At 32.5% G+C, this 20,668-nt stretch carries 19 protein-coding genes; all 19 read right to left on the bottom strand.

Going from position 1 to position 20,668, the window contains the following annotated elements:
• Positions 1–59 precede the first annotated feature (59 nt).
• Positions 60–1,949, bottom strand: coding sequence for a polysaccharide biosynthesis protein (locus CRN91_RS03480; RefSeq protein WP_371412777.1), 1,890 nt, complete (start codon positions 1,947–1,949; stop codon positions 60–62).
• Between the two features lie 122 nt (positions 1,950–2,071).
• Positions 2,072–2,632 (bottom strand): sugar transferase, encoded by a 561-nt coding sequence (locus tag CRN91_RS03475; protein ID WP_114115056.1) that lies wholly within the window; start codon positions 2,630–2,632, stop codon positions 2,072–2,074.
• Positions 2,616–3,521 (bottom strand): NAD-dependent epimerase/dehydratase family protein, encoded by a 906-nt coding sequence (locus CRN91_RS03470; protein WP_114115055.1) that lies wholly within the window; start codon positions 3,519–3,521, stop codon positions 2,616–2,618. The genes CRN91_RS03475 and CRN91_RS03470 overlap by 17 nt, the downstream gene beginning before the upstream one ends.
• Positions 3,518–4,705, bottom strand: coding sequence for a glycosyltransferase family 4 protein (locus CRN91_RS03465; protein ID WP_114115054.1), 1,188 nt, complete (start codon positions 4,703–4,705; stop codon positions 3,518–3,520). The genes CRN91_RS03470 and CRN91_RS03465 overlap by 4 nt, the downstream gene beginning before the upstream one ends.
• Complete coding sequence (gene wecC / locus CRN91_RS03460; protein WP_114115053.1) at positions 4,702–5,952, bottom strand: UDP-N-acetyl-D-mannosamine dehydrogenase; 1,251 nt, start codon at positions 5,950–5,952, stop codon at positions 4,702–4,704. Before wecC ends, CRN91_RS03465 begins: the two co-directional genes overlap by 4 nt.
• Entirely contained in the window at positions 5,949–7,034 is a 1,086-nt protein-coding gene (gene wecB, locus CRN91_RS03455; RefSeq protein ID WP_254424974.1) for a non-hydrolyzing UDP-N-acetylglucosamine 2-epimerase, read from the bottom strand. Before wecB ends, wecC begins: the two co-directional genes overlap by 4 nt.
• 75 nt (positions 7,035–7,109) lie before the next feature.
• On the bottom strand, positions 7,110–7,448 hold the full coding sequence (locus CRN91_RS03450) for a heparinase II/III domain-containing protein (protein ID WP_114115051.1): 339 nt from the start codon (positions 7,446–7,448) through the stop codon (positions 7,110–7,112).
• A gap of 478 nt (positions 7,449–7,926) precedes the next feature.
• Positions 7,927–8,136, bottom strand: coding sequence for a hypothetical protein (locus CRN91_RS03445; protein WP_146993390.1), 210 nt, complete (start codon positions 8,134–8,136; stop codon positions 7,927–7,929).
• 75 nt (positions 8,137–8,211) lie between these two features.
• A complete protein-coding gene (locus CRN91_RS03440; protein ID WP_114115049.1) occupies positions 8,212–9,396 on the bottom strand; it encodes a hypothetical protein in 1,185 nt (394 codons plus the stop codon).
• A gap of 95 nt (positions 9,397–9,491) precedes the next feature.
• On the bottom strand, positions 9,492–10,412 hold the full coding sequence (locus CRN91_RS03435; RefSeq protein WP_114115048.1) for a glycosyltransferase: 921 nt from the start codon (positions 10,410–10,412) through the stop codon (positions 9,492–9,494).
• Between the two features lie 5 nt (positions 10,413–10,417).
• On the bottom strand, positions 10,418–12,310 hold the full coding sequence (gene asnB / locus CRN91_RS03430; protein ID WP_114115047.1) for an asparagine synthase (glutamine-hydrolyzing): 1,893 nt from the start codon (positions 12,308–12,310) through the stop codon (positions 10,418–10,420).
• A 132-nt stretch (positions 12,311–12,442) separates the two neighbouring features.
• Entirely contained in the window at positions 12,443–12,607 is a 165-nt protein-coding gene (locus tag CRN91_RS08750) for a hypothetical protein (RefSeq protein WP_371412782.1), read from the bottom strand.
• Positions 12,608–12,746: 139 nt separating this feature from the next.
• A complete protein-coding gene (locus CRN91_RS03420) occupies positions 12,747–13,910 on the bottom strand; it encodes a nucleotide sugar dehydrogenase (RefSeq protein ID WP_114115045.1) in 1,164 nt (387 codons plus the stop codon).
• A 259-nt stretch (positions 13,911–14,169) separates the two neighbouring features.
• Positions 14,170–15,216: a hypothetical protein gene (locus CRN91_RS03415; protein WP_114115044.1), complete on the bottom strand. Its 1,047-nt coding sequence runs from the start codon at positions 15,214–15,216 to the stop codon at positions 14,170–14,172.
• A gap of 72 nt (positions 15,217–15,288) precedes the next feature.
• Positions 15,289–16,176: a hypothetical protein gene (locus CRN91_RS03410; protein WP_114115043.1), complete on the bottom strand. Its 888-nt coding sequence runs from the start codon at positions 16,174–16,176 to the stop codon at positions 15,289–15,291.
• A 259-nt stretch (positions 16,177–16,435) separates the two neighbouring features.
• Entirely contained in the window at positions 16,436–18,004 is a 1,569-nt protein-coding gene (locus CRN91_RS03405) for a hypothetical protein (RefSeq protein WP_114115042.1), read from the bottom strand.
• Positions 18,005–18,006: 2 nt separating this feature from the next.
• Positions 18,007–19,479 carry an MBOAT family O-acyltransferase gene (locus CRN91_RS03400; protein WP_114115041.1) on the bottom strand — a complete coding sequence of 491 codons (1,473 nt, stop codon included), beginning with the start codon at positions 19,477–19,479 and terminating at the stop codon, positions 18,007–18,009.
• A 1-nt stretch (position 19,480) separates the two neighbouring features.
• The gene (locus tag CRN91_RS03395; RefSeq protein WP_114115040.1) at positions 19,481–19,867 is read right to left on the bottom strand and encodes a VOC family protein; all 387 of its coding nucleotides are present in this window, start codon (positions 19,865–19,867) and stop codon (positions 19,481–19,483) included.
• Complete coding sequence (locus CRN91_RS03390; RefSeq protein ID WP_114115039.1) at positions 19,864–20,667, bottom strand: class I SAM-dependent methyltransferase; 804 nt, start codon at positions 20,665–20,667, stop codon at positions 19,864–19,866. The genes CRN91_RS03395 and CRN91_RS03390 overlap by 4 nt, the downstream gene beginning before the upstream one ends.
• Position 20,668: the final 1 nt, after the last annotated feature.

Here is a 20,668-nt window from a genome sequence, read left to right as displayed (position 1 = left end):
GTCTAAAAACGAAAGAAAATACTCAGCCTAAGCCTCAGAAATTTCTGATCACCCAGCGCTTAAGCTTCATACAAAATATCAGTAATTAAAGATTGCGGTTTAAAACCCGGCACGGCTTTTATTAGTAACTGTCGCAACTTAACCTGATCGCCACTATCAACAGCCTGTTCTAACTCATCAAGAATTAACTTTAAATCACCCCATGCCAGCATCTCTTCCTCTGCGCGCAGGATCATTGGATTGTTAGTTTTGGAAACATTACCACCAATCAGCAGCTCCTCATAAAGCTTTTCGCCTGGTCTCAGACCGGTAAACTTAATCTCAATATCGCCGTTTGGGTTTAGCTTATCCTTAACCTGAAGGCCGCTCAAACGAATCATCTTTTGAGCCAGGTCTAGAATTCGAACAGGCTCTCCCATGTCAAGCACAAATACATCCCCACCCTCAGCCATAGCGCCCGCCTGAATAACCAGCTCAACAGCCTCGGGTATGGTCATAAAATAACGCTGAATCTCAGGATCGGTCACCGTAATCGGCCCGCCCTCTTTAATCTGCTCTTTGAACAGCGGTATTACTGACCCGCTGGAGTTTAACACATTGCCGAATCGTACCATACTAAAGCGTGTGTTGCACCCTACTGCCAAGGTCTGCAATACCAATTCAGCCACGCGCTTTGTTGCTCCCATGGTGTTGGTTGGGCGAACCGCCTTGTCCGTTGAAATCAACACAAAAGTATCTACCCCATGATCGATCGCAGCCTGTGCACAAGTAAGGGTGCCAAAAATATTATTACTCACTCCTTCAGCGTTGTTCGACTCAACCATCGGCACATGCTTGTAGGCCGCTGCGTGATAGATCGTATTTACATCGAAGCGCTGCAGGATATGACTTAAGCGTTTATAGTTGGTAACAGAGCCCAGCAATTGTAGTATCTGAACATTGGTCATACCGACATTTATGAGTTCTTTATGAATCCCGTAGAGAGCGAACTCACTTTGATCAAACAGCACTAATACTTGGGGTTTTAAAGCTAATATCTGCCGACACAACTCACTGCCAATCGAACCTCCAGCACCGGTCACCATGACCACTTTATTGGCAATGTTAAGGCCCAATAAATCACTGTTGGGAGCAACAGAATCACGCCCTAGCAGATCCTTGATGGTTACATCGCGCAAATCAGCAATTCTTAACTTACCCTGAGCCAACTCTGACACACTTGGCAGTGAGCGCACAAGAACTGAATAAGGCTCCAAAAAATGGATAATTTCATTACGCTCAGCGCGAGTCAGTGACGGAATCGCCAGTAGAACTTCAGTGACGTTTTTTTTCTCAATCAAGCGCCCTAAATCATGCCTTGAAACAACATTAATGCCATGAATAGATTGTCCAAGCAGTGCAGCGTTGTTGTCAATAAAAGCCGCCATCTTGTAATCATTCGACTGCGTTAATGCATTCGACAACTGCCTACCTGCCGAACCAGCGCCATAAATTACCACATTAGTTCTTTTTCTAGAACCAGTCTCTGAGAGAAGCCAGCGCCCAATCATCCGAGAACCACCTATGGCTATGATGGCCAGGAGCCAATTAATTAATATAACTGAACTTACTACGTTATCAACGTCAGTCATATACCAATCCGCAACCCTATACCCAATCACACCTAACACTAAGGCATATAACGATACCGCCTGGACAATAGCCCATAACTCCTTAAAGCCAATGTAACGAATAACTGCTCGATAAAGTCCAAAGCGTACAAAGATTGGAATGGCGACAATAGGCGCACTAAATACTACCCAATAAAACAAAACACCTTCTGGCAAGTAAAAGTGCCCAACCCGGATCGAAAACGACAGCATTATAACTGCCAACAGAAGCACAGAATCAACAAACAGCATGACAAGCTTCTTGTTACGCCGTGACAAATTAATGATTGTATCTAGCACACTACCTAAGTCCGTTTAAATAGGTTATTTTACAGTTGATAAGGGTATTTATTCTATGCTTTTGATTTTGCTCTTTAATTCAAAATTTAAAATTAATAATTAAACATCGCCTTTAAGCTCCGCTAGTGACTCACATCATCGCGATTCAAAACCCTTAAGAAGGTCATCCATAAAATTTTCATATCAAACCAAAACGATTGACGGTTTAGATACTCTGCATCTAATGCTACTTTATTAGGAATTGATAATTCATCCCTACCATTAACTTGCGCCCAGCCTGTGATACCAGGTAATAACTTATCCACTCCTTTCTCGGTACGAATGGCAATTAAATCATCTTGATTAAAAAGTGCAGGTCGCGGCCCTACAAAACTCATATCACCTTTTAAAACTGAAAATAATTGCGGAAGTTCATCTAAACTTGAGCGGCGTAAAAAGTCACCAATAGGTGATAAATAAGCATCTGGATTATCTAATAAATGTGTTGCTACAGCCGGAGTGCCAATCAACATTGATCTAAACTTTGGCATCTTGAAAATTTTATTATTGCTCCCAACTCTATCGGACCAATATAAAGCTGGGCCTTTAGATGTTAAACGAATAGCAATAGCAATTAATAGTATAAGAACTAATAATAGCATCAGAATAGCAACACCTAGTAATAAATCAAAAAGACGTTTCATTCATTTCCCTTAACGTCTTTTGTGCCTTAAACCCTAGTTTTTCTAATTTTTCTGAAGAATAACATTCATCACCTAGTAATTTGTTAATTTTATATTTGATGCGAGGGCTTGCAAGACTAGCAATATCAAACAAGAATTTTGGTATGCTCCATTTTGGGGCTGATTTTCCTACTACTTTACACATAGCATTATAAATCTCACGAGAAGAATGCGGCTCACCATCTGTTGCTATAAATATCTCTCCATTAGCACGGACATCGTCAGCAACTAGTAAAATCGCTCGAACCAGGTCGTCTACATGGATCATAGATCGGCGATTACCCGTTTCAGGCAGAGGAGGAAACCAGCCCTTCTTAATTCCAGACAACATCAGTTTTAAATTACCTTTTGCATTAGGACCAAAAACTAATGATGGTCGAATAATAGCTATATGCATTCCAGACTCTTTGCCTATTTTTAATAATTCTAACTCCACCTCTCTCTTGGTCTCACCATATAGCCCTTCTGGTCTCCCTTGATCGATTTCAGTTGCACAACTATCAGAGGCACCACCTCCTCCAGCTTTAACACTACTAACGAATACAAACTTCTTTACGCCACTTTTTACTGCTAATTTAGCTAGCTCTATTGTAGCATTTACATTTACATTTCTATAAAGATTCTCAATTTTTCTTGCATCACGTAAATCATGCGTCAAACCTGCCAAGTGAAACACTGTATCAATATCATTTACAGCGTTATTAGGAATGCGTCCTTTTTCAAAATCACAAATTATAGTTTCAAAATCTGGCTGTTTTTTACGTGATAATATTTTAATATTTACATCTATAGCCTTTACAAGTCTCTGACCAACAAATCCAGTAGCTCCAGTTATTAGAATATTTTTCATAAAACTGAAAAAATATGCCCTGCCATTCTGTCCATAATCTTTTCACGAGAGTATTTTTTCACAAACACATCAGTAGTTTCACTCTTTATATCTAATTTTTCTATTTTTCTAATAGCGTCTACACAACCCTCAACATCTCCTGGGGCGAATACGATAGAATTTGGTACATTGTCCACCATAAACTGAGCTGAATATCCACCTAATCCGGCTACTATTGGCTTTCCTAAGGCGGTATATTCAAATATCTTAGATGGCAATACTCGCTTAAAAGCGGGCAGATCATTTAAATGTAAAAATAAAATATCTGCATCTTGATAGTATGCAATTAGCTCGTCACGCTTAACTGGAGGTAATATTTCAATATTATTAATATTTTCTTTTTTAATGACATTAATTAATTTAGATCTAGCTCCACCATCACCAATAACTAAAAAGTGATATTTGCCGCTCATGTTTTTTGCTGTAGCAGGAAGAACCGTTTCAAGACCTTGTCCACTGCCTATATTTCCAGCATACAATATAGTTTTAATATTTTTTGAGTTTTTATTCTCCATACATGGTAAGTTGACAAACTCTTTATCTACTCCGTTAGGGAAAAATGACCAATTATATGTATCTACACCCTTAGTTTGAAAATACTCAGGAAAACCTTTAGATACAACATTAACTCCAATAGCTCTATTAAATAACCATCGCTCCAATAAGGAGAAAGTTGTTTTAGATGCAAAGCCTAATAGTTTACTTTTTTGAGAAAGAATATCAGAAAGTGTCTCTGAAAATATATCTCTCAGATCAATAAAGTACTTGCATCCTAGTTTACGAGCAGATATACCTGTCAATACCCCTGTCATTAAGCGTGAAGTGGTTCCAATAAGAAAATCTGGATTAAGATTATTACTTAATTTATAAGAAGCTAGCGCATAAGTGATAAATGTACGAGCCTGTGAAAGCATTCCACTTTTATGACTAGGTACAGTGATACGGTGCACTGTGATATTTCCATGTATTTCAACATTATCAGCTTTTACTCTGTGATTTTCATAGCGATTTGGATGCGTTGTAATAATATGTAGCTCATCATCATCTTTCATTCTTTCTGACAATGCTTGCGCTAAGGCAATTGCACGAAAAGATCCTGCGCAAAGATCTGGAGGATAATAAAATGTAAAAAAAACTATTTTCAAGACCAAATACCACGGGTGTCTATCACTTGTTTTCCAGATAGTAAGCTTAAATCCATAGATTTAAATGAAGCATGGTCAACCAGTAAAACGATTATGTCAGCGCTCTTTACCGCCCTTTCTAAACCAATCAACTCTATGTTATCACTATCAAAACCATTTGGTATATGATCAATATTAGGTTCAACCAGAAAAATAGAACTAAAACTAATAGATCCAATTTTCTGGGCAATACCTAAAGCTGGACTTTCACGCAGATCATCAATATCTGGCTTAAAAGCTAGACCCAAGCAAGCAATACTTAACTCAGATTTGTCTTTTCCTATAGCTTGAACAGCTTGATTAACCTTATTCAGAACAAAGATTGGTTTACTATCATTAACCAATCTAGCCATTCGAATTAATTTTGCTTCATCTGGAGTAGAATTAACAATGAACCATGGGTCAACAGCAATGCAATGTCCACCAACACCAGGACCGGGTTGCAAAATATTGACACGAGGATGTCTATTGGCCAATTTAATCAATTCCCAAACATTAATATCTAACTTATCACAAATTAAAGACAATTCATTTGCAAAAGCAATATTAACATCACGAAAAGAGTTTTCAACAAGCTTGCTTAACTCAGCTGTACGGCAATCTGTTATCAGACAATCAGCTTCAACAAAAATCTTATATAGCTCACGAGCTCTTTCTGCACACTGAGTAGAAACACCACCAATAATTCTAACATTTTCTACAAGTTCACGCACTACTTGACCTGGTAATACTCGTTCTGGACAGTATGTAACTGCTATATCAGCTCTAAATTTATCATCTCCAAATCTAGGAAAGGAGAGGTCTGGTCGCTCCTCTCTCATCCATTCCATCATTTTTTCAGTAGTACCCACAGGAGAAGTAGACTCCAAAATAACAAGATTACCTACCTCCAATACTGTGGCAATTGCCTTAGTTGCTGATTTTATATAAGATAGATCAGGTTCATAATTATCTTTAAAAGGTGTTGGCACTGCCATCATAAATACATCTGCTTTTTCCGGCTTTGTAACTGCTTTTAAATAATTATTTTGAATGGCCTTATGAACCAAAATATCTAACTCTGGCTCAACAATATGAATTTTTCCCTGATTAATTATATCTACAGCATGTTGATTCACATCAACTCCTACCACTTTCACCCTTTTAGATGCCAATATTGCCGCAGTTGGAAGTCCTATATACCCTAACCCTACTATAGATACAATCATACTGCTCCTCTATTTTCTAAGATATCACAAATAATTCTACCAGCCTTTCCATCACCATATGGATTGTGTGCTATTGACATTTGCATATAAAAATTACTGTCAGTTAATAATTTGTTAACCATTTTTACAATCTCATTTTTATTTGTACCAACTAATTTAACCGTTCCAGATTCTACCGCCTCTGGTCGCTCAGTTGTATCTCTCATCACTAAAACTGGCTTACCTAAACTAGGAGCCTCCTCTTGAATGCCTCCACTATCTGTCAAAATAAAATACGATAAATCCATCAACTTAATAAAAGATAAATATTCCATTGGCTCAATAAGATGAACATTATTTAAATTGGATAAAATCCTATTCACCGGCTTTCTCACATTAGGATTTAGATGAACAGGGTAAATAATGTGAACATCTGGATTTTCATTTGAAATAATACTCAATGCATGGCAAATTTCTTTAAATCCTAATCCAAAATTTTCACGCCTATGTCCTGTTACTAAAATAATACGAGGAATGTCACTTTTTTCTTGGCTCAAAAATGGCATTCTTTTCAAAAGAGTATCTGAAAAATCAATAATTCTTGCTTTTTCCACCATAGAGAATAGAGCGTCAATAACCGTATTACCCGTTACATAAATCTGACTATCTGGTACCTTTTCATCCAACAAGTTTTGACGAGAAATCTTGGTTGGTGCAAAGTTCAAAGTAGCAATTCTTGAGGTTATTTGACGATTAAACTCCTCTGGAAAAGGAGAGTTGATATCATAAGTACGCAAACCTGCTTCTACATGACCTACCGGTATTTTAAGATAAAAAGCAGCCATAGCTGTTGCCATAGAGGTAGTTGTATCTCCATGCACCAGAACGATATCTGGCACTTCAATTTGTAAAACTTTTTTAACTCCTGACAATACATTACTGGTAATATCAAATAAATCTTGCCCAGGCTTCATAATATCAAGATCATAATCTGGTGTAATCTCGAACAACTCTAAAACTTGATCAAGCATCTGACGATGTTGTGCAGTTACACAGATTTTTACATCAAAATTATTTTCTAATGCACGTATTACAGGCGCCATTTTAATTGCCTCTGGACGAGTACCAAATACAGCTAATATTTTTACCACGATATCCTTACTGTTATTTTAGAAGGTCTATGTGCCATTATAATCATATATGAGATGTTTGTTATCAACAGAACAACCAAACTTTGGATAATATTGTGACTCTATTAATTTTAATTCCCCCTTACCTTCAAAATTAATTTTCACTATTTTTCCACTAATATTAAGATTAATGGAGCCCCCTTGAACATCACCAGCCAAAAAACTTGGATGAAATGGAAGCACTGATCTGATTTTATGCACCCCTTTGCCTATAATATTATCTACAATTTTGATTGAATTGTTAGACACACTCCAGTGACGAGAATGTAAAACCCCTTCTTTAAGTTTTTTATACTCATCATAGCAAGCTGAAAAATTTAATACCATTACTATCTTCAAACTTTTTTATATCAAATACCTTGGCACGATTTGCCACACAAAACCCACTCCAAACCTCGTCTGTTAATTCAATAGGTCTCTTTCGTATTTTCTCTTTAAGATCGAGATAAAACCATTTCTTACCTCTATGGGTCTTTATTACACTCTGACCATTATGATATCTTTCGATAACTCTACCCTTCTATATCGTGAAGATGTTTAATCAGAACATAAATGATCTGTTGTCGTTTGGTGTATTCTTTTTGGTAAATGAGTTTGTTAGATTGGAATCTTTAATATCACCTTAAACCTTTGAGCTAACGCCAAAAAAATTACTTTTATGAACCCCATATTTTTCAATGTATTGTTTTGATAATTTATAGCTAGCGCCAATAATCAAAGTATTAGTTTTTTTTATTATTTTCCAAAATAGGTTTTTTATTTAAAAAGTTAAAAGATTAATATTTAAAAAATAAATATATTTAATTTATTTAGGATTGAAAAAATGTTTAATTTCCTCATAGTCTGATAAATAACTATGCATATTTATTGCCTTTAACTCGTGAATTATGTTTTCAAAAATCGATCTACTTTCAAAGGCCTCTAATACAAATGCAAATGATATTTCTCGCTTTCCAAAACTAGAGTGCAACATATCTAATTTTTTCTCACTTGGCATCATACTTAATGAATACATAATAATTGATTGACCACTTAGAACTATACTAGCCAAGTTGAACAATTGATGATAGCAGTTATCAATATAGTAGAGTTATTCAACATAATTTTTTAAACTTTTTATTAATATTTTTGCACTATTTAAATCTGGGGAATTAGGAACTTTTATTAGGAACTTCTTATAAGATTCATAATATTTAACAACTCCCTTAGAGATTTCAATATAGTCTTTATCTTTATAAGGCTTATTAATATTAATGCGTTTCGTGTTAAAGATTTCTTCAAGAGATTTCATAATATTGTAATCGACTCTATCAATTTTTGTTGTTGTAATAATTAGAAGAGGAATCTTCCAAAGCACGGCAAAATTGATTGATGTGCTATTATGAGCTATAACCATTTTAGAATTTCTTACAAGCATTGAAGTATCTTTAGAAATTAATTTCCTACCACCAAAACTAGCAATGTAATCTTTAGAGGGAACTATTCTAGGATGCATCGCAATGACGATCTTAACTTTCATTCTCTCTTCAAAATCATCAAAAAAAGCTCTTAATGCTGGATAGTAGGATTCATTATTTTCTGCAGGCAAATTGCCCAATCTTCCTGAATCAGGATGACTTACAATTCCTGAATCGAGAAAAACGGCATATTCTTCTTGAATTATTTTATCGGTCTTATTTTTCTGTTCAAGAAAAATATCATAGTCAAATGCATGAGATCTAACTTCAGATTCTCCAAGATTGCATTTTGAGGCAAGCCCAGAACAAACTTTAATATCAGCATAAATATGATTAGCATTTATTGAAAAAAAACTCCTAAATCGATTTGCAACATATATTGTGGTTTGATTAAATAATTTTTTGTAACCATAAATCAAGAATGTGTTCTTTGCCATTACAAGCAAATCATAAATTGATGGCTTCCATATTGATGTTGGAATGAGTCCCTGGTCTAACTCTATAAGTTTTGCTCCTGAGTCTTTAATCCAGCTTGTTGAAAAATTGATATAAGATTTTGACCTGTTATCAATAACAAAACCATCTAGTAAATCTAGATAAAAACTTTTTGGATCAGAATAATCTAAAATTTTTATATTTTTAACCCGATTATCTGAGAAATTTTTTTCGAAACTCTCTTCCAGATATTCTTCATCTTTTTTAAAAAATCTAAAATCAAAAACATATATGCTAATTTGTTGATTTAGCATTTCATATATTCCAAATCTCTCAAATTCTCTTATAGAAAAATTAGAATCAACTAAAAAAATTATTTTCAATAGAATCTTTCCTTTAAATTAACATAGAAGAACATAAGAAAATATACACTTAGATATTGAATAGTAAAATTGATATGAGTCTAATTTTAAAAATTTTATGGATAAATTGGTCCAACAGGCTTTCCCGTGACTGGCATTTTAAGATAAGTATCAAAATTCTTTAACTCATTTAGGAACTTCTCATCCAAAATGCTATCATTTTTATATACATTACCCTCCCATTTTCCAGCAAAATGCAGAAAGAAGTTTTGTTTTAAAGAGGCCTGGATACATTTAATAAATAAATCTTCATTATTCATTTCAGCATATAAAAATGGATATTTTTCAGCCATTTCATACATCCATAATGCTTGAAATTTATAGTCTAGCCAATTTATTTTTCCATAATTTTGAAATTCAAAATTGATTACAGGCTCATCTCCACCATTAGTAACTGTATCTACATCACTTGGATACTTATAAAACCAATCTTTCAGAATATTACTATACTTGTCGACATTAAAAATAAAAAAACCAGAACAAAAAATATCCTCCTGGGGCTCAAAATTATGATACCGATAATAATCCTCATTGTTCATAAACAAAGCAGAGTCAAGAGGGTAATCTGAGGATAAAAATCTGTTTCTTAGAAAAGCGATTTTTCTCAAAACAGTTGCATGATCATATGGAGTTTTTGTTTGCGACACAACACTTAACTTCTCCTGATCATGTAGCTCAAAAATGTTCGGAGCAGATGGATTTATCATAATATCTGTATCTAAATAACAGACATTATTTGCGTTAATCTCTTGAAGTTTATCCCCCATGAGCAACCTTTGCCAATTGGCTTTTTTCCATTTTGAATCAGACCTTTGTATTAAATCTTTTTCAAACACTACCAAGCCTATATCAAATTTATCACAATAAAGAAGCCAGCTAGGCAATATAAATTTTTGCCACTCATTAAAATGATTTTCTCCAATTGCAACAGTAGCTATAAAGTTATTATTTTTGTTTGCTTTTTTTAATATTTTCATTAGATTTAATATTGATTTTTAGATTTTGAAATATGTATTTTATATCTCTCATACCACATTTGGAATACTAAAACCATCCAGAGTCTTGAGACATTAACTTCTTTATTCTTTAATAATTTTGAGTGCTGATTTTTAATATAATTAGTATTCAATAAACCATGACTAGAAAGTTTTGAATTTATAAAATAAGGAGCAAATATTTCTCTAAGGTCTGTACCAAACCATTCTAGCATTGGAATTCCAAAACCCCTTTTTGGTTTTTCTATCATAGATTTGGGTATATACCTTCCCAAAACCTTTTTTAGTAAATATTTTTTATCACCATTTTTATATTTAAATTCAATTGGGACCTGTGCCATAAATTCGGCAATTCTATGATCTAATAAAGGCTCCCTACCTTCGATTGAAACGCTCATTGTCGCCCTATCTGTTGAAACCAAAATATTATCAGTCATTGGAATCATATAATCATTGACCATCATTTGTTCAACTGGATGAAGATTTTCTGGAAGTTCGAAAAATTTATCTAATTCAAAATTTTTTTTCAGTAGTTTTTTAACTCTTTTTGAATCATATAAAAACTGAGATCTATAATTCAAATCTTGCCAGTCTTTTGCATTAAATGAGGATTTGATTAGCTTATCAAGCTGTTTATATCTATTAGTTAAACCATCATGCTTTATTATTTTTTTTAAGAGACCTATATTGATAAAAGATAGCAATTTTCTAAGAAAATTAGGAATAACGAAAATTTGCCTACCAACTTCAAAGTTATTCTGGTAGCTATTGTAACCACAAAAAATTTCATCTCCTCCATCACCTACCAAAACTACTTTGACTTTTTTTTCTTTTGCTAATTTACTTACAAAAATTGCAGGAATAGAACCATAATTGGCAAAAGGCTCATCATAAAACTTTGTATAATTTTGGAAAATTTCACTAGTTTTTTTACTATCTAAAATTTCACTTGAGTGATTACTTCCAATATATTCGGCTATCATTTTTGCCTCTTCAATCTCATTGAAGGACTCTTCATTAAATCCAACTGTGAAAGTTTGAATATTTCCATAATGTTTTTGAAGTATTGAGGCAACTAGAGAGCTGTCAATTCCTCCACTTAAAAAAACTCCAATAGGCACATCTGAAACTGTTCTATATAAGCATGAACTAATAAGAAGATTTTCTAATTCGTCAATTAATTCCAGCTCAGTTTTTTGAAATTTAGGCTTTTCAAAAAAAGGTAAGATTGACCAGTACTGCTCTATCTTGATTGTATTATTTTTTAAATTATAAATCCCATAGTTTCCAGCAGGTATTTTGAAGCAATTTTTAAATATTGTGTGGCTATGAGGTGAATATCCAAGTTGAAAAAACTCATTCAGAGACTTCAAATCAATACTCAAATTATTCAAGTACAACATAATAGGTTTAAGTTCGCTAGCAAAAATGAATTGATTATTTTCAATGAAATAATATAAAGGCTTCACACCCACTCTGTCTCTAATTAAAATTATTTCTTGATCTGATTTATTGTAAATTGCAAAAGCGAACATTCCAATGAATTTATCAACTGAACTTAACCCCCATTTATGAAAAGCTTTTAATACAACCTCTGTATCAGTTTCTGAAACAAAATCATAACCTTCCTCTATCAATTCTTTTCTTATATCTTTAAAATTATAGACCTCGCCATTGTATACAATAATAAGTTCCTCATACTGCATAGGCTGATGACCATCATTTGATAAATCTAATATTGATAGTCGATTATGTCCTAAAGAAATGAATTTATCTTCATAAATTCCTCGATCATCGGGACCGCGATGATTCATAGTGTCTAATAAATCATTAAGAATATTATATTTATTCTCGCTATTAAATCCTAATATTGCACACATATTTCAAATACAATCTTTAAGACTAGCAGCAAGTTCAATATCCCATCCACCTTGAAGAGTTAATTGGTGAGCTGCAGCACAACCTGCAATCCCACCACCCATAATTAATGCTTTTTTCATAACTAACTTTTTTCAATTAACAATCAACGATTTAACTCTTTTTGCAATACTACTAGCATCCATGCCGTGTTGCTTAAGTAAATAATCCCTTTTTCCTATTTGAGTAGTAATGGTATCAGGCACTCCTATCATTAATTGCTTAACATTGAAACTACTTTGAGCAATTATTTCAGCAATAGCAATACCAAAGCCAGCAATAACACTATGTTCTTCTAGAGTAAGAACGAATTTATATACTCAAATTATACTTAATATTGAATCTATAAAAAATTCTAATCTTGCAAATAAAATATATACCTATTTAGATGTAAATAACCTAGTCAGAATTAAATAGATCTCTTGTATAGACTTTGCTTGCAACGTCCTTAATTTCATCTGTCATTCGATTTGCAATAATAATATCAGAGAGATTCTTAAATTCTTTCAAATCATTAACAACTTTACTCTCATAAGATATTTTTTCTAATAAGGGTTCGTAGACTATAACTTTTATTCCATTAGCTTTTAGTCTTTTAATAACTCCATGAACAGATGAAGATCTAAAATTATCAGAGCCAGTTTTCATGGTTAATCGGTGAATACCGACAGTTTTTGGTCTTTTCTTCATTATTGATTCTGTAATGAAGTCCTTTCTAACTGAATTAGAATCAACAATCGATTGTATCAATCTATTCGGTACCCCTTTAAAGTTAGATAGCAATTGTTTTGTATCTTTAGGTAGACAATAACCTCCATACCCAAATGAAGGATTATTATAATGTGAGCCTATTCTTGGATCCAAACCTAAACCATCAATAATCTCTCTTGAATCTAAGCTATAGGTTTCTGCATAAGAATCTAATTCATTAAAAAAAGCCACTCGCATTGCTAAGTATGAATTAGAGAATAATTTTATAGCTTCTGCTTCAGTTGGCTTGGTATAAAGAATATCAATATTCTTTTTTTTAGCGCATTCAGTCATTAGATTAGCAAAAATTATCGCTTCCTTCGAATCATCTCCAACTATTATTCGAGATGGGTGGAGGTTATCATAAAGAGCCCTTCCTTCTCTCAAAAATTCAGGAGAAAAAATAATTTTTTTGAAATTGAATTTTTTTCTAACTTTTTTAGTGAAGCCAACTGGTATTGTAGATTTAATTATAATTACTGCCTTTGAATTTACACTTATAACTTCTTTGATTACTGACTCAACGGTATCAGTATTAAAGAAGTCTCTTTCATTGTCATAATCAGTAGGTGTTGCAATAATTACATAATCTGAATTTTTATAAGCTAAAGTTTTATCCAGAGTTGCAACAAGATTAAGATTTGCATTATCTAAGAAATCTTGAATGGAATCATCTAAGATAGGTGAAATTTTTTTATTTAAGAGATCTACAACTCTTGGATTAACGTCAAGCGCAATAACTTCATGATTTTGAGATAATATAATAGCATTTGATATGCCAACATAGCCTGAACCTACAACGGTAATTTTCATAAAATTAATTAGTATTTGTCAGGATCTTGAATATTATACTTCTTTCTCCAATAGGGATCTGAATAATATATCTTATATACTAATTTCATAGTCTGAAATGCATCTTCTGCAGAGCCATTTTCAACTGTTACTAATATTTTCATAAATTCACCAAAAAAAAGAAAAAGAAACCGACAAAAGAGAATAATTATTTTTTCATAATAGAGTCTTTTTTAAACTACCAATATCAAGTCCACTTGAATCCAGGGTAACCAAAGAATTATATTCCTTTGTACTTTACTGGTATAAAGCCACCACGATGATGCGGTTGATAACCCTTATTAGATTCAAGGGGGAGCACACCGCTAAGGATCTGCTTTCTCTCTGGAGTAAGATCTTTGTAATTCGAAGAGCCTGCTAATAGACTAGAAATACCCTCTGGAGATGTCATGATGTTGGGACCAGATGTAAATTCAAATTTTAGCCAGCATCGTGAGTGAAGAGGCTCTGCATTAAGATGATGATATACATTACCACAATGGAATTGTATAGATCCTTTTCTACCTATGCAGGGCAATACTCGTGAAGCCCAACCACTTTTCTCCACATATTCATGTGAGAGAGTTAGAGAACTACATGGCATCCTATTCGTGCCTGAAAGAACCTCCATATGGCTTCCATCAAGAACAACATCATCGAAGAACACTGCTGCTTGAATCAAGCAAGAGTGATCAACATGCCATTCTTCTGCAAGAAGGGGGTTTCCATTACAGTTTGGGCGCGAGAAATCACGGCTTGTCGTTTTACGGTGAGGTCGTATTTCACAAACTTCAGCATATCGTCGGGCATAAGGAAGTCGGCCTATATATCTTTGGATCACTTTCACAATAAATTCGTTCATCCATAAATCCTGAATATCTAGAGACATTGTTCCCCCTTCAAAGATTTCTGGTACATCACTAGATCCGTCGGATGAAGAAGGGAAAAAACTAGAATGTTTTTTCCTAAATTCGTCTAAATATTCCTCGGAAAAGAATCCATCAACAACTGCTGCACCGTGACGACTTATCGTACTAGCAGTGAGCTCCACGAGATCATCAAATGATACATCACTAGGTTTAATGACAAGAGAATTATCCAGAATAGGAACTGTTGGCTTGGGAACTGGAAAACGCTTATATCGAATTCTATTAAGAATCCTTCCTGGGGCAAATATATTATATAAAGCCAGTCGAAAGAAGTCTAGAAAACCATAATATGGTTTATAGAATATATCCTTATCTCGAAAAAACAATAATCTAGAAAGAGTTTTAATTTTAGACTTCACAAATTTTAGACTTCACAAAAGTAGTTTACTTTAAAAAAAACATTATAATATGGATTGAAACTCCTGTTTATCTTATTGTGTGTAATCTGTTAAAACGAGTTCGAAGTTGGCCTCTCCATTCGTTTTATTAATATAAATTGGTATAAAATTATGGTCTTTAGAAATGTTAAAAACCAGCCTTAATTTTGGACTTATAACTCTAATAGTTTCGACTTCATTATTGTCAATAATGATAGTTTCAAAACCATCGATAATGAACTCTCTTTCAGTTACACCTTTTTTGTCAACTATTTGGTAAAAAAACGATTTTTTATTTGGATCTTTTTGAATGTCTTCAGAAATATGAAGATAAACACTAAGCGTATCAACTATATTATAAGATTTACTCTCCCATAGAGACTCAAGGAGCACACCTATTAATTCTTTTCTATTAGCTAGTACTTTTGCATAACTTGGTATATCAGGGTTACCCCCCTGACTGCCGCCAAATTCTATTTTAGTGAAATTTCCAGAACCTATAGCCTTTAGTATTAATTCTTTATCAGAAAGTTTTTCAAGGGTACTTTTGGTAAAAATATTACCAATTATTGCATTGTTTACTTTGGCATAACGTTCATTAGGATATATATTAATTTCATAATTTTCACTAATTGAGTCGCCTTGATTTTCAATAGTTTTGTAATAATCACCAATTAATTTATTATCTTCTATTAAACCAATACTAGTTTCAATTATTGAGTAATCATATATTGCACTCCATAGTTTATCTGTCTTTGCATTACTAGTAAAAACATATGCATTATTGGCTACGATTAATTCATATTCAGCACTACCAAATTTAATATTTCCTAAGTCAGTTTGTCCATATAAGTCATAGCTGGCTTTATAAGAAGAAATTGAATGAACAGGAAGCGCATAAGACAAGATAAAAATAAAAATAAAAATAAAATATCTTTTCATATTAGTTATTGATTGAATAATTATAACAAGGGGTTTAAATTTAGCCTCATTATAACATTATAAGAATTAATTATTAATTCCTAAAGAACTAGTAATCTCGAGCTTTATAAATTTATCCCTCTTAATAGGAATAATAGTTATCTTTATCTCTTGCTCATTTTAATTTATAAAGATTATAGAATTTATATAATTCTAAAGAACAGAAAAATTGAGTCTGAAAAAAAATATGATTTTGACTATAAGTAATATTATCACCTCTTCATAAGACAGGCTGGAAAATTTCTTTTAAGACCTGATCACGTCCATGTACGCCATCAAAAAAGTCTTCATTAGCTAAGTTATACTTATGTGGATTGTAAGAACCCTTTAAATCGACATTATTAAGCTTGGCAAAATCTATTAAGTATTTTTCTGCTATCAATATGTGCTTGTATTTGTTATTTTCTATTAGCAAATCATACGCAATTGGATTATAGGGTGGCAAGAATAAAATAACATCTACTTTATTTAATTTCAAATAACTAACAAAATCTTCAAACAATTCTATATTGTTCAAACTGTTGAATTTTCCTAAAGAGTAGGGATTGGTGGCTTTTGCAAAAGCTATAGCATGCTGTTTAACTTGGTCATTATTTATATACCTTTTTTCATACGGATAATATATTGAACCATCATCTACTCTAATAAAATCATCAATGTCAATAGTATCTACAACATAAAACTTAGAGTTATTGGTAAGAATTTTTTCTTGTTTAGGTTCTAGAAGAGCCTCACTCAATCCTTCAAGCGCCTCTATCAATTCTTCTCTGTTTGCAAGTTCTTTTTCATAGCTTGGTACATTGGGATCAAGTGCCTGAGGGCCGCCAAATTCTATTTTATCGGCATTTCCAGAACCTATAGCCTTTAGTATTAATTCACGATCATCAAGTTTTTCAAGGTCGCACTTAGAAAAAGGTTTACAATTTGAAAGTTCTACAAGTATGTCAATCAATTCCTCTCTGTTTGCAAGTTCTTTTTCATAGCTTGGTACATTGGGATCAAGCGCCTGAGGGCCACCAAATTCTATTTTATTGGCATTTCCAGAACCTATAGCCTTTAGTATTAATTCACCATCAGTTAGTTTTTCAAGGTCGCTCTTGATAAGAGTTTCAACAATTTCAGTATTTTCAATCTCCTTTAAAGGTAATGGGGGATTATTGCTTTCATTTTTTAATAAAGCTCTAATAATAAACTTTATATTCGACACTGTATAGTCAAAATTAATTAATTGCTTCCATTTAATAGCATTAATAGTAACATTACTATTACTTCTACTATTAAGCCCTTCACCATATATTTTATCTAATTCATAATCATGATACTGCTTTAAACCTGTCCATCTACCTTGGCCATTATTTTTATTAAAAACCCAAGGATCAACCCCCAATATAACAGTTGAAGGCAAGTAGTCATGCATTACTTCATAAGCCCCAACAATGGCAATATAATCTTCTAAACTTGCACCATTTAATGAATGGTTGAAAAAATTGATTCTGTCTTTTGAAATAACTCCTTTTCTCAAATGCATAGTTGTTGACGATCCAATAGCAATAACATCATTGCGAACTCGTAAGTTTCTTATTATTAATTCTTGAAATAACCTATCATCAATGTTCTGAAGTCCCGCTACCATTTTCCCACTTGTTAAAGCTTTTGCCGCTTTTGATAAATAGTTAGAATGTCCAAAAATACCCGAACTATCAACTTTGTAATTAAAGAAGGAAATTAATGAGATTATTAATAAAATCAATCCAATTGAATACTGCAACCACCTTATATTTTTATTCATAATCAAAACCTAAAATATAAGAACTCAGAATAGCCACTAAGTTTATAAATTGAAATTGTAAATGCCATTACAAAAATAAAACTATTAATAAAATTTAGTTTAAAGTTATCTAGTTTTTTACTGGAGTTTTCAAAAAACAAAACTAAAATAAACCCAATAATCAAGAAAATAAGCGTAAAGGATTTTCCTTGTATATTTTGAGTAGCCCAACCAAACTCAACACCATACTTATTTAAAAATGGCAGTACGCTTTCTAATATATTTGGCAACATAATATTATCCAAACTAAACATACTGCTCAAAACTTTAATAGCATCATCCCATTCTTCAGCTCTAAAAAATACCATAGTGATATTTACAAAATTAAAGGTAATAAACCAAGCTAAAATTTTATTAATTTTTATTTTGGTTTTTTTCCAGTAGTTATTTACCACTAATGCTAGGCCATGCAACCCACCAAATATCACAAACATCCAAGAAGCACCATGCCAAAGGCCTGCTATTAAGAATGTAACAAAAGTAGCAATCATCGCCTTATGAAATGTGAGCTGATTAAACGATCTTACTAATGGAGTATAGATGTACACAGTTATAAAGTTTGATAATGTTATATGCCATCTTTTCCAAAAATCAATTATTCCAGTAGCTCTATATGGACTATTAAAGTTGACTGGTAATTTAATATTAAATAATAAAGCGGCCCCGATGGCCATATCTGTATAACCTGAAAAATCAAAATAAAGTTGGAATGTATAAGATAAACTTGTAAACCAAGCTTCAAGTAAATTTAATGAAGTTGCAGTATCAAATCCTGAGGTCGCCCATATTGCGAAGGTATCAGCAATAACAACTTTTTTGAAGAGCCCCATACTGAATATAAAAAGACCCATCGCTATATTATTATAGTTTTTGAGTTTATTTCTTATGTTTCTGAATTGTGGCATCATTTCCTTATGATGCACAATTGGGCCTGCAATTAACTGAGGAAAGAATGTTACAAATATTGTATAGTCTAAGAAGTTTTTTTCTTTTGCTAATCCTTCATAGCTATCTACTAAAAATGCAATCTGTTGTAGAGTGAAAAAGCTTATAGCAAGAGGCAAAGTTAAGTACAGCAGAGCTATATTTGAATTAATTAAGCTATTAGTATTAGATATAAAGAAGTCAGCATATTTGAAATATGCAAGTAATCCAACATTAAATACCAACCCAATTTGAAGGAGTATTTTTTTTGAAAAATATTTATTCTTTAAATTACCATGCTCTACTATTTTTGCAGCTATTGCATAATTAAAAACAACTGAAGCTAAAATCAATGGTAGATATACAATATTCCACCAACTATAAAAAAATAAACTTGAAAATACAAGCGAGCATTTTGCTGGGATTATTAATTTTTTATGGTTTAAGTAAAAGTAAATAAAAAAGGATACTGGTAGGAAAACCAAGATAAATATGTAGCTATTAAATAACACTTTATTCTGACTCTAACAGTTCCAATATACCAACACTTGTATATAAAAAAGCAACTTTTCTATTATTAAATAATAATGACTCTTTTGGCTCAGAAATTAATACTGCATCGTTATCACAAAAATTTTTAATTGCAGTTTCAATATTATTAACCTCCCAGCAACTATGGTAAAGGAATTGTTTTTTCTTAACAAAACTCTCAATATTTTTTCCAGACACCAACTCTATATTTGTACCATCATCGTTTGTAAGAAGGCAAGCATCTACCCCATGATTTTCATGATAAATAATTTTTGATTTACTTACAATATTAAAGGTACTTTCTAAAAAAACTATAACCTCAGAAATGTTTTCACATGCAATCCCAATATGGTTAAACTTTAACTTCATTTTTTGCTCAATATCATAAAGATATTGCTACTATGCGATAACCCGTTCATTATATACTGATGTTCTATCATTTTTTCATATTCAATATACAGGCCTAATTCATCTATTTTTTTTCTAAACAACTCTTTATCATCAAAATTAATAATATGATCAAATTGAGGGATATTGACCGCGAGCGTGATAATTATTCTTCCTTCAGACGTAATTGAATCTCCCACATCCTTTAGAAGAGCATAAGGCTTATTTACATGCTCCAATAGCTCAATAATATAAACATCATTATATTTTTTAACCGCACTACCTTTAAACTCCATTTCATAAAAATTAACTTTGCCATGACTACTGAAGCAAAATTTGTCCAACTCAATATCATATGCATCAATGGATTTATAGCGATCTTTTATTATTTCAATCTCAAGACCAATGCCTGAACCAATAACTAAGGCACTTTTTGACTCTTTAAGTGATTGATTTATTTCGCACATAATGTCATATCTATGTTGCGTTAAAATTGATGATAGCAATAAAAATATATCATATTCTTCTCTTGTTATAGGGTAATTATTGCCAGAACTAAGTGCAGGATATTCGTTGTTTTTTAAGTAGAACTTTGCATCTTTAGCATACTGCTTTAAAAAAGATTCATAATTTAATTTAAGGTCATAAGATGAAATTTCCTTGTACTTTATATACTTATTTATATAATTAAGAAGAGTTTGTCTTATGCCATCATTGTAAAAATCTAATCCCTCAAACAGAATTTCAAATAATCGAACTTCGCTTATATATTTAAGTATCACA

It is taken from the genome of Candidatus Thioglobus sp. NP1 (assembly GCF_003326015.1).
Lineage (GTDB): Bacteria > Pseudomonadota > Gammaproteobacteria > PS1 > Pseudothioglobaceae > Pseudothioglobus > Pseudothioglobus singularis_A.
Note: the sequence above shows the minus strand (reverse complement) of the source record. Positions and strands in the feature narration are given on the sequence as shown.

What these genes read in the sequence shown, in the direction of transcription:
- CRN91_RS03475 (WP_114115056.1), bottom strand. Translation starts at nt 2,632, where the DNA reads ATGAAACGTCTTTTTGATTTATTACTAGGTGTTGCTATTCTGATGCTA.
- CRN91_RS03470 (WP_114115055.1), bottom strand. Translation starts at nt 3,521, where the DNA reads ATGAAAAATATTCTAATAACTGGAGCTACTGGATTTGTTGGTCAGAGA.
- wecC (WP_114115053.1), bottom strand. Translation starts at nt 5,952, where the DNA reads ATGATTGTATCTATAGTAGGGTTAGGGTATATAGGACTTCCAACTGCG.
- wecB (WP_254424974.1), bottom strand. Translation starts at nt 7,034, where the DNA reads ATGGCGCCTGTAATACGTGCATTAGAAAATAATTTTGATGTAAAAATC.
- CRN91_RS03450 (WP_114115051.1), bottom strand. Translation starts at nt 7,448, where the DNA reads ATGGTATTAAATTTTTCAGCTTGCTATGATGAGTATAAAAAACTTAAA.
- CRN91_RS03445 (WP_146993390.1), bottom strand. Translation starts at nt 8,136, where the DNA reads ATGTATTCATTAAGTATGATGCCAAGTGAGAAAAAATTAGATATGTTG.
- CRN91_RS03435 (WP_114115048.1), bottom strand. Translation starts at nt 10,412, where the DNA reads ATGAAAATATTAAAAAAAGCAAACAAAAATAATAACTTTATAGCTACT.
- asnB (WP_114115047.1), bottom strand. Translation starts at nt 12,310, where the DNA reads ATGTGTGCAATATTAGGATTTAATAGCGAGAATAAATATAATATTCTT.
- CRN91_RS03420 (WP_114115045.1), bottom strand. Translation starts at nt 13,910, where the DNA reads ATGAAAATTACCGTTGTAGGTTCAGGCTATGTTGGCATATCAAATGCT.
- CRN91_RS03410 (WP_114115043.1), bottom strand. Translation starts at nt 16,176, where the DNA reads ATGAAAAGATATTTTATTTTTATTTTTATTTTTATCTTGTCTTATGCG.
- CRN91_RS03405 (WP_114115042.1), bottom strand. Translation starts at nt 18,004, where the DNA reads ATGAATAAAAATATAAGGTGGTTGCAGTATTCAATTGGATTGATTTTA.
- CRN91_RS03395 (WP_114115040.1), bottom strand. Translation starts at nt 19,867, where the DNA reads ATGAAGTTAAAGTTTAACCATATTGGGATTGCATGTGAAAACATTTCT.